The 12,451-nt window shown below is 32.1% G+C and carries 10 protein-coding genes; 9 read left to right on the top strand and 1 reads right to left on the bottom strand.

What is annotated here, in order from left to right:
• Positions 1-11 precede the first annotated feature (11 nt).
• Positions 12-1,199 (top strand): ParM/StbA family protein, encoded by a 1,188-nt coding sequence (locus MHH42_RS30385; protein WP_340895332.1) that lies wholly within the window; start codon positions 12-14, stop codon positions 1,197-1,199.
• A gap of 1 nt (position 1,200) precedes the next feature.
• The gene (locus tag MHH42_RS30380; protein WP_000763936.1) at positions 1,201-1,638 is read left to right on the top strand and encodes a hypothetical protein; all 438 of its coding nucleotides are present in this window, start codon (positions 1,201-1,203) and stop codon (positions 1,636-1,638) included.
• Between the two features lie 64 nt (positions 1,639-1,702).
• Here MHH42_RS30380 and MHH42_RS30375 read toward each other — a convergent pair whose 3' ends face one another.
• Positions 1,703-3,382: a helix-turn-helix domain-containing protein gene (locus MHH42_RS30375; protein ID WP_340895330.1), complete on the bottom strand. Its 1,680-nt coding sequence runs from the start codon at positions 3,380-3,382 to the stop codon at positions 1,703-1,705.
• Between the two features lie 337 nt (positions 3,383-3,719).
• On the opposite strand from MHH42_RS30375, the gene MHH42_RS30370 reads away from it, so the two are divergent.
• From MHH42_RS30370 to MHH42_RS30340, 7 genes are all read left to right on the top strand, one after another.
• Positions 3,720-4,481, top strand: a complete 762-nt coding sequence (locus MHH42_RS30370; protein WP_097854456.1) for a glycosyltransferase — start codon at positions 3,720-3,722, stop codon at positions 4,479-4,481.
• Between the two features lie 1,524 nt (positions 4,482-6,005).
• Entirely contained in the window at positions 6,006-7,706 is a 1,701-nt protein-coding gene (locus tag MHH42_RS30365; RefSeq protein ID WP_340895328.1) for a hypothetical protein, read from the top strand.
• A gap of 1,039 nt (positions 7,707-8,745) precedes the next feature.
• Complete coding sequence (locus tag MHH42_RS30360) at positions 8,746-9,042, top strand: hypothetical protein (protein ID WP_340895326.1); 297 nt, start codon at positions 8,746-8,748, stop codon at positions 9,040-9,042.
• Position 9,043: 1 nt separating this feature from the next.
• Positions 9,044-9,229 (top strand): hypothetical protein, encoded by a 186-nt coding sequence (locus tag MHH42_RS30355; protein ID WP_000152454.1) that lies wholly within the window; start codon positions 9,044-9,046, stop codon positions 9,227-9,229.
• A 320-nt stretch (positions 9,230-9,549) separates the two neighbouring features.
• Positions 9,550-10,671 carry an IS200/IS605 family element RNA-guided endonuclease TnpB gene (tnpB, locus tag MHH42_RS30350; RefSeq protein WP_340895324.1) on the top strand — a complete coding sequence of 374 codons (1,122 nt, stop codon included), beginning with the start codon at positions 9,550-9,552 and terminating at the stop codon, positions 10,669-10,671.
• 97 nt (positions 10,672-10,768) lie between these two features.
• Entirely contained in the window at positions 10,769-11,893 is a 1,125-nt protein-coding gene (locus MHH42_RS30345) for an FtsK/SpoIIIE domain-containing protein (RefSeq protein ID WP_340895423.1), read from the top strand.
• Positions 11,874-12,446 carry a replication-relaxation family protein gene (locus MHH42_RS30340; protein WP_340895421.1) on the top strand — a complete coding sequence of 191 codons (573 nt, stop codon included), beginning with the start codon at positions 11,874-11,876 and terminating at the stop codon, positions 12,444-12,446. The genes MHH42_RS30345 and MHH42_RS30340 overlap by 20 nt, the downstream gene beginning before the upstream one ends.
• Positions 12,447-12,451 lie beyond the last annotated feature (5 nt).

The raw sequence follows: 12,451 nt of genomic DNA, 5'->3' as shown, positions 1-12,451 counted from the left end.
GGTGATGTATAATGAAGAATTCAAAAGGGAAAACTCTTCATATAGACATTGAAGGCGATATTGGGAACGATTCTTTTAAAGGTTACATTAATGGTGAATACATAAAAATGAAAAACGTATATCAAAGCGTTTACTCAATGCCAAATGTAACAGAAACAAACACTCAAAAAAATGTGATTAATCTAGTAGACAATATGTTTGTAAATATTGCTAGTAAATCAATTAGAAGATCTGGTATGTACTTTATTGGTAATCGAGCGATGCTAACAGGGAAGAACCCAAAAAACATGAACATTAAAGTAGGTCAAAAATATAACGATGATTTGCCGTTAATTAATATGCTAGGACTAATTGCAAATAAGTCCGTTCAGCTTGAGTGGGAAAGAACTGAACAACTACCACAATCAATTAATGTGACTGTTGATCTTATTTCAGCTATTCCAGCAAGCCAATGGACACCAGTAAATGCAAAACACCTAGAGCAACGTTTTACTAATTCAAATCATGTTGTAGTTGTTTATGTAGGGGAAGAACAAGTAACAGTCAGCTTAACATTTAACAGTGCAAACATTACCCAGGAAGGCGTTCCTCCTTTATATGCAATCCTTGAAGGCGAAGAGGATATGTTTAGTGATTTTATTAAACTATATAAAGACAAACTTGAAGTAGAGACAGTTGAAAAACCCTTCTTTAAGAACAAAAAAATCTTACATAGCGACATTGGAGATGGAACAACTGAGTATATATACACAGTCGGTGTAAATCCAGTCATTGATGCTTGTAGCGGCGAAAGACGTGGAGTTGGGCATGCTACAGAAGAAGCTGTTAAGCTATTAAACCAAGAACGTGGAACAAACATTAAACGCCAACAATTCTCACAAATCCTTCAAGATCCAGATCATAAATACTATGAAGAAGCAACTGGGTACTTTAATATTACAAAAGTAGAACAAGCTGAACTTATCTTAGAAGATACAAGTGAAAAGTATGTAAGCAATACCGCCAGTGAAGCTGAAATTTTATGTGTATACGGTGGGGGAAGTGTTACTTTTAAAGATGAGTTATATAATCAACTATTAGAGTATTGTGAGCAAGTTGGTATGTACTTATTATGGATACCAGAAAAATATGCTGTAGATATGAATGCTAGAGGGATGCAAGTAATCAAGAAGATTCTTACTCGAAAAAAGGTGAGATAATATGGCTGACAAGAAAAGAGAATCTTTCTTTTGGAATCTCAAAAAAATTGAGAATGAAGAGTTCTTTAAATGGTTTGAATCTCAAGGGAATATAGCAGATTCATTATATAAACTTGTCTGTTACTTTATTGATAAACATGGTTTACAAGATGTTGGTGATTATAAGATTCAACAACAAATGCAAAGAGAGATCTTACTTCAAGATAAAGATTTTTTAAATGAGGTAAAACGGGTCCTATTGAATGATTCAAAACTCATTATCAAAAATGATGATCAAAACATCCATAATGAGATTAAATCTCCTAATGAAGTAATTGGAACTTCTGAAGAGAAGCCCGATAATGAAGATGAAAAAAAAGAAGACGTTTCTAAATCTGAAACAAATGTTTTGAATGATGAATATGATGATCTTGATACGGCAAGTTTATTTGGTAATTAGTATGTAAATACTCTAAAAAAAGAGTCCTAGAAATAGGACTCTTTTTTTAGGTTTAATTTTCAACTTACATCTTATCAATGATTAACTGTCGTTTATACCATTGATTTAATTTGCTTCTCGCCGCACTAGAGAGACGTTTTGTTTTTTTATTATAAAATCTAGAAAGAGTAGGCTGCGATATACCTATCTCTAGTGAAAGCTCTCGCATAGTTATATTCTTTTTCATATGCACAAACTCTATTTTCTCTCTAATTACTTGTTCATTTTCAGTTGTATCTAATGGTTTTTCCACAATTTTTATTGGCTGATTTTCCTCATGTATCGTATCAATTGTTTTCTTTTTTGCTAAGTTTTCCATTGAACTAATTAGTTCTTTGGGCGGCAATATTACTATTCCTAACTGTGAATAATAGTTTTTAAACCAATTCTTTTTTGTTAGTTTTTCTTCTTCTAAACCATTATCATATTCCCAATGAGAAATTACCTCTTCTTTTTCTAGATCCATAAGAACATTTTCTAATTGTTCGCGAATACGATTCGGTTTTTGTTTCTGGTTTATCCCCATAACTGCTAACAAACCTTTATCTCCACCTATGGAATAAGGTCTTTGTAAACTAGAAAACATTTGACGTATTCTCCATTGCCATGTCAAATATCGAATTAACCTTTTATGATATTTATGTCTATAACTATTATATTCAAGTGCCTTTTTTGATAATAATGCGGTAGTACTATTAGATCCATATAAGTATCCGGATAAGAAACTCCCCGGTTTGATTCGGCATGATTCTATTCCCATGTATTCGTTTGTATTTTTATCTCTCCATAGAACCACAGAATCTAATACGAATAGTCTTTTAATTACCTCACGTTTTACTTCATAATGCTTACCTGTTTCAGCACGATCATTTAATACGACTACTTCATTGTCATCATTTAGATATATAAAAATACTTGCTAAGGCCGCAATCCGCTTCGCTACTTTAATTTTATCTTCTACCCTGTAGTATTCAACACCATTTGCCTTAGCCTTTGAAATACTGCACATCTCTAAAACTTGTTCATATGAAAAATCAATAAATTCATCAGGCGATTTTGCTTCATTCAACCATTGAATCGTGATGCTATCTAAACAATCTGCAGTTAGATCATCCATATTACTCATTACACCATCTACTAAGGTATTCCATCTTGCTGCCTCTTCAATATTCGTTAATTTTAGATCTTCATCTTTATGAGAGGAAAGCTGTGCCACTCCATTACTATCCTTTGTTTCAATAGGATATGATTTTAACCGTGTGTTTTCATCTTCTTCAAATTGATTTTTAGCTATTCCATCCCTTAACTTATAATATACTGCGGAGTTATTTACTTCTAAATAGTTTTCATTCAATGTGCTTACATTTGATTCACTTGTTGCTGTATGCACTTTATTACTAACTGTCTGATTTTTACGAAACTCTTGTTCAATAAAGACACCTATTGTCTCATCAATGCTTAATCTATATTCATCGATATTTCTATATATATCTAGAGGAGAAACACCTTTTCTTTGTTGTTGCTCTAGCCACTGTACGAGCATTGAAAATGATGGAGAAAGGTATTCTGAAGTCACAATTTTACTTTTATCTGCTTCAACCTCAACATAATAAGACACCCATTTTTGCCACAATTGCTCATCTTGTTTATACAATTGTTCCGTTATTGATAGTGCATCTCTAAACAATTGTAGAACGTCATCCATATAAATTCTGCTCCTTATATACATTTAGTTATTCTTAATCTGAACTTGAAAATAATTAGCTATATGATGTTCCTTTTTATAAAAACTAGAAATGAAGTCAGAATATTCCCATTCCTATTCCGTTGTTAACATGTTAAAGGCTCTAGTTTGCATACTTATAGCCCGCTCTGTAACTGATTATACAAGACTCAATCAATTTGTAAAATCCAAAGGGATAAAACGGGGCATCTTTTTTCAAAACGATTAAATTTTATTTTTACTTTCTCTAATAAAACCTCAAAAATGTTAATATATGTTATGTATAGTTAAAATTCACTTTATAAAAAGGGGGAATATTATGACTGATACAAATGAACCTTCAGGAGTCAATTTTAAAAAAGATGTGAAGTTTTCTATTATAATACCTGCTCACAATGAAGAAAAGTACATTAGAAAATGTTTAGATTCAATTGCAAAGGCATCAGAAGCATATAAAGATCAAATTGAAGTCATAGTTGTTTTAAATCGTTGCACAGATAAAACAGAGGAAATAGCAAAATCTTATCATTGTATTACATTAAAAAATAACGATAAAAATTTGTCTAAAATCCGAAATGCAGGGGCTAAAATAGCTAGTGGAGAAATAATCATTACTATAGATGCTGATACTCAAATGGCAGAGTCTATGTTATCTAATGTAGATAAATATTTAGCTTCAGGTAAATACATTGGTGGTGGGGTAACTGGGAAGTTTGAAAGAATATCTTTAGGAATATTCTTTTCCGCAATTTTAATAATAATCCCCTTACTTTTTAAGTATGGAGCTATATCTGTCGGGATTTTTTGGTGCTATAAAAAAGACTTTATGGAAATCAACGGATTTAATGAAAACATGCTTATGGCAGAAGATGCAGATTTCGCTAAACGGTTAAAAGAATGGGGAAAGCAAAATAATAAGAAATTCGGTACAATTAAAAATGGAATGATCACTTCATGCAGAAGATTTGATACATATGGAGACTGGGCTTTACTTAAAAATCCAAAAGTAATCTTAGCCTACCTAAAAGGAAATGATAAAAAATACGCAGATAAAACATATTATGATAACCAGGAAAGATAACTGTGAGAATCCCTAAACAAATCATCATTAAATGAACTAGTAAACAGGATTGATAAAATTCAATATAGAAAATATAGGTAGAAAATTCAGGACAACTTTTATATTATATAACGCACTAACACCATACATTTTCATGGCAAAGGAATGCAAGTATAATAATCTATACTGCATTCCTTTATTGTAATTGTATGTCCACTATATTTTTATTCTTCCTTTTCTAAAGTTAAAAAACTAATATCCAAATTTCTTGTTTTTCACCTCTTTCTGGATCCGCTCCATTGTAATAAAAACTCTTCATTAAGTGTCCAAGCTATTGGCTATCCCTCCTAAACAATAATAATTTTTAAAATAGTAATCCCAAATGTTAAAAAAAATTAAATCTTTATAAGAGAAAACAACTTGGATAAAAACAGGTTGTTTTCTTTTATAAGGAAGAACAAAGAAGAGTGGAAAAGCAATACACAAACGTGAAAATCACATGGAGTAACCAATAAAAAGTGAATATTCTGACAATTTAATCGCTAAGGGTTTTCGTTTACTCTTTCTTTGTTGTTATGAGTTTAACATTATAAATAACATAAGTCAACAAAAAAATAACAAAATTCTTATATTTTCGACATTTTATTCACCTTGCTCTAATTTCACCTTAAAAACATAGTTACTCTAGCTTGAAAATAAAGTTTAATCGTTTTATGCCTAATATTCAAAAGGGGAACTACGCTTAACAAGTCTTGTTTAGTGCTTTTATTTTTCGATTACTTCGAACATCCCAAACTCATGAACATGAAAATTTATAGCCATATCATGTCCCTTTTTAACAAAACATGAAACAAAAATAACATTATGTGTCCCTTTTTTATTAACTCGAAAAATTTTTTCTAAAAGTGCTTAAACCTTGATATATAAGCTTTTCTATTACAGCAATACTATTAGTTATGAAAATTTATAGCTATATGATGTCCCTTTCTTTTTAGATAAAAAGCCTATAAACCCTTTCATATTAAGGATTTACACGTTTCTAACTCTATTTTCATGTATTTATGCAACATGAAAATCCATAGCTATATGATGTTCCTTTTTTTAACCGAACATGAAAACTCGCCTAGCTAATTCATGTCCCTTTTTCAATTGAAAAATTACAGATAAAGCCCATTAACATCACTATTTAAAGAGTTTTTCCTATTCAATTCATAATTATTAATATGAAAATTTATAGCCATATCATGTCCCTTTTTATTTTTTAAAAATCGATATAATTGTTGATTTAATCATGCTTATAAGGTTTTTTTTCTATTTTTCATCTTTTCTACCAATATGAAAATCTATAGCTATATCATGTCCATAAAAAAAAAAGAACGAATCCTGAAACCCCTTGATACACAAGGGATTAAAGGGCGTTTCATCTTTTCATTTTTTCTCTTAAAGGGACGCATTTCATCAAATTTCGATTTGATATAATCAAAATTGATATATTTTATAGTTTTTGGTATTTATTTCAAGATTTATAGGTAGGAGGTGAAAAAGATGGGAAAATCATTTATTATTCGTAATCAACGTAGTCTAAATGGACAATCCACAAATGCAGTTTTAGTAACACTGAAGTCTTGGCAAAAACTTGTTGAAACTTTCGAAGAGAAATACTACAGCTATAAAGATACATACCTTGAGGATATTGTTGATCATATGACATACGAAGAGCGTATTGCCGATGTGGATGGCTTCGTTGCACAGGCTAAACCATCTTTTTCACGTCGTACACTATCTGCTATTTCGGAAACAATGGGAAGAAAGCATAAATTATATGGCATTACAAACGCAGATCTGGAGGTCTTCTTATATCTACATAAAAAATGTTACACAAATGGAGTCATTCCAAATGTAACAATACATATGATGTGGGAAGATTACAAACTGTATAAAGAAGAATTTGCTTACATACAGCATTCTCAATTCTATATTGCGTTAAAGAAATTAAGTATACATAACATTATTTCGATTGAAAATGAATTAGATGGCCGATATACAATTAAATTAACTCATTTTATGAATGAGGAAACTGAAAAGGCCAATGCATATGTTTATATTAGCCCAGTGGTATTTACAAAAGCTTTCTTTGAGTTATCAATTGCATCTAAGAAACTATTCTTAGATATGGCAATGCAACAGCACAGTGAAACTACACTAAAACGTTCCTTAGACAAACAAGATGAAAGAGGGAATAGAACTCATTTTGGTGGGATGTACCGCTTCTTACATAAAAAATACCCACATCAGATACGTGCGGTTATAACAGAGTTAACAACTGCATTACCATGTACAGGGACTCCACTATTCAAAATTTGTAAATTACAAAAAGGGGTTAAGAATAAAAAAAGATATACAACTCTATATCTATCCTTACATACGGATTTCTTATGTACAAAAGAAAGCGGAGAAGTACAGTATCGTGATCCATTCACACCAAAGCTTACTTATGCTCGTAAAGCTCGTTTTATTGAATCCGTACTACAAGAGATGAGTATTGGAGAATTTACACAAGACATGAACAAATTTATTCATGTGCTAAAACATACATGCAATCGACAAATTCGAAGTGTAATTCATAGCTTACGTGACATGATAGATCGTAATGAAGAATATCCAAGCAAGTTAGTATATACACTGAAGAAATTATTAAATCAAACATCACAATATAAAATTCTTGATACAGCTGCTAAAGAAGGTATCTATCCGCTTATTACACAGCATGTTCCAAAAGAACAAAAAGAACAAGCTGTATTTGATTTCGGATTGCATTTCTCTATGTACTCTCTGCGAAACATCAAAAAGTTGTTCCGCAAAACATATGAATTACTAAATTCTAAATTTGCTGTACCTGTTACAGAGGAATCGTATCACCGCAACTATCTAAAGTATCAAGAAGAAACGTTGTTTAGAAAGTACGCCTATGAACAAGGTACAAACCTAAACGCTTATATGGCTTTAGAAATTGAAATACGTGAACTCTTAAAAGCAAGAGGGCATAAAGAGCGTATTATTCCTAGTGATGTTCGTGAATTGTTCATTGAAAAGATAGATAAATTACCGAAAGAAAAGCTTCGTGTTATTGAAGTACCAGATAGCTTCAATTTAATTACATTTATGCGTGCCTTTGAACAGTTAATACGCGCTGGTATCCAAGTAACAACAGCTGAGCAAGTACTGACAGCAATGGAAGCGAACTAATCATCATCAGCTCTCTATTTTTGAAAAAAATTCAAGATAGAGGGCTATTCGTGTTGATCCATTTATTTAAAAGAATTTTACTCCTTCTTCATAATAAGTAACTATACTCGATTCTATTCATAATAGAGTCTTTTTTTATGCAATCATATACAAAAATAGTATGGTATCTATCTCAATTTCCACACATACTTTCGTAAGAAGACGTTATGAGTTGTCTAAATACATTCAAATACCTACAAGAAATCATAAGAAATAAATTAAATTTCGTGGATAAGTAGATAAATAACACATAATGTGAGTAATTTAGTGCAATTATCATTGATATAAATAGCTTATATGCCTTCATCTATCAAAAATCATCAATATTCATGTGAGTTATGTGCTAAATATGGATTATGTTGATTAATTAACACATAATGTGAATCTTTTGTGGGTAACTATAATCAAATTGTGGAGAGTGCGTGAATTCATATGAAATTTCACGATTGAATAAATATGTTTAATAATGTATTAATTTGTTTCATTTTTTATGTAGAAATACTAAGTTTCATTTATGATTATTTGTAGATTTTAGAGCTTAATATGGTTTATTTTTCTGCTGTAAAATTCTACTATTTATGATTTTTTACGCTATGTACTGTTAAAAAGCTTTGTTACAGTAAGGATATACTTACATTTTTCAGTCCTATATAAGTTTTATCTTTATATTTTAAATATATATAAGATATATATTTATATTAGATTTTATTAACTAATATTCATAAACAAACTGATATAGTATAAAAATAAAAATTGATTATAAAAAAACTAACAAAACTATAGCATTCATTAAATACCATTGTGTGTTCAAAAATAAATCTATAGCCATCCTCACAGTTATTTTTTAAGGCTATAGCAACATGTCATTCCTATTTAAGATTCCTGTCAAACGTCATTCCAAAATAGGAATGACGTATTTTTTTAGGGACAAATTCGAAAACTTATATCATTATCATATGTATTTAGTGTATCTAGAATTCTATATGGATGGTGAAGACATATGAATCAATATCAAATGCTTTATAGTACACCTTATCTGTATTCTTCTCGAACATTGAAACAAATGTACAAAGCTACTAAAAATGAAGAAAACGTATGTGCTATACAAGAACACATGCGAAGACATGAAGTATACCTGGACCGACAATACCGAGGGTATTGTTATTTAAGTCAAAAAATCGAAGAGGATCTATATGGTGATGAACTGGCCGTCTCCTGGAATCAGCTATTAGATGAATATCAACTTTTTAAGGACGATAAAGGGAATTTGTCCATTAAACCAAAAGGATGGGGTTAATATGACTATCATTGGAGAGCTAGGGATTGTGTATGGCGTGACGGGAGCTTCAGTTTTAGGAATAAAATTGCTGAAGAAGAAAGGTTTTTATCTTCCAGGTTGGTTGCTACGTGCGGGTCTTAAATGCTTACTAATTGGGAGCGTTTGGTACGTTCTAATGGATATTCTAGATGTGTTTCTACGCTAGCATTACATCCGGTAGTTGAAAATGATTATAATAGCGCATTTTAAACAGCTTTTTCTAAGCTTCCATACAGGCTCAACTACCTTAAGGAGGTATGGAGGGAATGTTGTCACTTTTATTAATCCCAGCAACGTTTATCATTTTAGCCAAGAAGGCTCCTTCCTCAAGGAACGCGAAGTGAGTAGGTGCGAGATGAATTGGCTTCGGACAAGGGATGGGAGGAAGCCATCTTAATTGTTCGACATACATAAACTGTTACTTCACTATCTATCGAATGTATGTTTGTTGTATAATAGACACATGCCGAAATGGAGGTGAAAGGAATGATGATTAATAAAGCATATAAATTTCGTATCTATCCAAATAAAACACAAGCAACCCTAATTAATAAAACAATTGGCTGTGCTCGTTTTGTATTCAATCACTTCCTATCTCTATGGGATAATGCATACAGAAAAACAGGAAAAGGTTTGACATATGGTACATGCTCTGCCAAACTTCCTGCCATGAAGAAAGAGTTTGTTTGGCTAAAAGAAGTGGATAGTATTGCGATTCAGTCGTCTGTTCGCAACCTTGCGGATGCTTATACACGCTTTTTCAAAAAACAAACGAGTGCCCCGCGTTTCAAATCTAAGAAAAACAACGTACAATCTTACACCACAAAACAAACAAATGAAAACATTACCATTGTAGGAAAAAAGATAAAGTTGCCGAAACTAGGTCTTGTTCGATTTGCCAAGAGTCGCGAAGTAAAGGGACGTATTGTAAATGCTACAGTTAGGCGGAATCCTTCTGGCAGATACTTTGTGTCATTGTTAGTTGAAACAGAAGTACAAGAACTTCCGAAAACACAATCTTCCATTGGAATGGATGTAGGACTAAAAGATTTCGCCATTTTGTCAGATGGGACAACCTATAAAAATCCGAAGTTTTTTCGATCATTAGAAGAGAAGTTGGCGAAAGCACAGCGTGTTCTTTCTAGAAGAACAAAAGGATCTTCTCGCTGGAATAAACAACGAGTAAAAGTGGCTAGAATTCATGAATACATGGCAAATTCTAGAAAAGATTACTTGGACAAAATCTCAACTGAAGTCATCAAAAACCACGATGTTATCGGTATAGAAGATTTGCAAGTATCGAATATGTTAAAGAATCATAAATTAGCAAAAGCAATTAGTGAAGTATCATGGTCACAGTTTCGAACCATGTTGGAATACAAAGCAAAATGGTACGGCAAACAAGTCATGGTCGTTTCGAAAACATTTGCTTCCAGCCAATTATGTTCTTGTTGTGGATATCAAAACAAAGACGTTAAAAATCTAAACCTACGTAAATGGGAATGCCCTTCTTGTCGTACACAACATGATAGGGATATTAACGCAAGTATCAATCTAAAGAATGAAGCGATAAGGCTTCTAACCGCAAGGACTGTGGAGCTAGCCTAATAAATTAGAGTTCGATAGAACTCTTTACTTAGGAATCCTCCTCTTCTAAATGAAGTGAAAGTGGGGGTAGTTCAAAACTGTAGCTTATTTTTACCAAATTAATGGACCGAATGATAAGAAAAAAATTGCAACGTTTTTTGAAATTACAAAGGTATGTGTTCAGCATAAAGGTGAATTACAATATCCCACTTTTATAAAAGAAATTAAAGATGATATAAGTATGAATTATGTTTACAAGTTACCACTTGGTGTACCTAGTCAACTAATCCAAAAGTTAGCTGAAGTATTAGAAGAAGGTCTATATAAACCTGTTAAAATATCGTTTCACCAAAGAGAGCTTCATATTCGAGTATTTAGCCAAAGAATACTTGAAATGTGGAATTGGTCTAAGTATCTATTAAAAGAGCATACATGGAGAGTTATGATGGGGAAAGCATTAGATAAATATGTATATCATGATTTTGAGAAAACACCGCATATGTGTGTAAGTGGAATGACTCGTTTTGGAAAGACAGTATTCTTAAAAAATGTGATGACTAGTTTAATTTTACAACAATCTCAACACGTGAAAATTTTTATTATTGATTTGAAAGAAGGGCTAGAGTTTAGCCCTTACAAAGAGCTATCCCAAGTTGTTGAAGTCGCTGAAAACCCGGAACAGGCATTAGAAATGTTGGAAAGAGTACGTGAAAAGATGGTAAAACAGATTGAAATGATGAAGAAATCCTATTTTACCAATATCATAGACACATCAATTAGAGAACGTTGCTTCATCATAGTAGATGAAGGAGCAAATCTATGTCCTACACAGGGATTACCTAAAAAAAAACGTAATGTATTATTTTTGTGCCAGGAGATGTTGTCCGAAGTCGCAAGAATTGGAGGTGGTTTAGGATTCCGGCTCATATTTTGTACGCAATATCCTACTTCTGATACATTACCAAGACAAATTAAACAAAACGCTGATGCGAAAATAGGCTTTCGATTACCAACGGCGGTCGCCTCACAAGTTGCTTTGGATGAACCAGGTCTTGAAGATTTACCTTCCCTTCCAGGAAGAGCATTATTTAAGACTGATCGTACAGAAGAAATTCAGGTACCTTTTTTAAAGGATACAGATATGTGGGAGTTACTAAAGCAATATAAGGTGGTGGAGCAAAATGAGGCATCAAACACTCAAACAGAAAGCGAGACAAATCTAGATTTTATCCACTTTAAGTAAGTTGGATTTTTTAACTAGGAGGCAATTACAAGCCATCCACTGTCTAGGGAGTATTCGAAATGAAAATCGTGTATTAAAGGATCTGCACCCGTATTGTCACATTACAAAAATGGCTCGTGAACACGTATATTATTTAAATAAAAAGGGGCGGGATTTATTAGGCATTACAAAAGAAGTAAAGAAAAGTAGTCAATTACAGCACATATTAATGCGAAACGAAAGCTGGATGTGGCTTGGATTTCCAGAATGGAAAACAGAAAGACCTATCGAGTTTTCAATTAATGGTCAACGGTATCAGATTATTCCTGACGCAACGTATTTTGAGGATAATGTTCCCCATTTTGTTGAAATAGATCGTATGCAACATATGAAGGCAAACGAACATAAAATACAGTTATATGGCCATATAACAGATATCTATAAAAGACAGAATGCTATTGTTCCAGTAATTAAGTTTTTTACATTATCAGACTATCGACAATCAAAGTTAGAGCAATATGCTATAAACCGAAATGTGTTTATGAGAACATTTGTAATGGAAGATATATTTTAGTTGTT

The sequence above is a fragment of the Bacillus sp. FSL L8-0099 genome, from assembly GCF_038006385.1.
GTDB classification, from domain to species: Bacteria; Bacillota; Bacilli; order Bacillales; family Bacillaceae_G; genus Bacillus_A; species Bacillus_A toyonensis.
The sequence above is the reverse complement of the archived record's forward strand: the minus strand, read 5'-3'. Positions and strand labels throughout refer to the sequence as shown.

Bases quoted from the DNA above. Each gene is read 5' to 3' on its own strand.
- MHH42_RS30385 (WP_340895332.1), top strand. From the start codon at position 12: ATGAAGAATTCAAAAGGGAAAACTCTTCATATAGACATTGAAGGCGAT.
- MHH42_RS30380 (WP_000763936.1), top strand. From the start codon at position 1,201: ATGGCTGACAAGAAAAGAGAATCTTTCTTTTGGAATCTCAAAAAAATT.
- MHH42_RS30375 (WP_340895330.1), bottom strand. From the start codon at position 3,382: ATGGATGACGTTCTACAATTGTTTAGAGATGCACTATCAATAACGGAA.
- MHH42_RS30370 (WP_097854456.1), top strand. From the start codon at position 3,720: ATGACTGATACAAATGAACCTTCAGGAGTCAATTTTAAAAAAGATGTG.
- MHH42_RS30365 (WP_340895328.1), top strand. From the start codon at position 6,006: ATGGGAAAATCATTTATTATTCGTAATCAACGTAGTCTAAATGGACAA.
- MHH42_RS30360 (WP_340895326.1), top strand. From the start codon at position 8,746: ATGAATCAATATCAAATGCTTTATAGTACACCTTATCTGTATTCTTCT.
- MHH42_RS30355 (WP_000152454.1), top strand. From the start codon at position 9,044: ATGACTATCATTGGAGAGCTAGGGATTGTGTATGGCGTGACGGGAGCT.
- tnpB (WP_340895324.1), top strand. From the start codon at position 9,550: ATGATGATTAATAAAGCATATAAATTTCGTATCTATCCAAATAAAACA.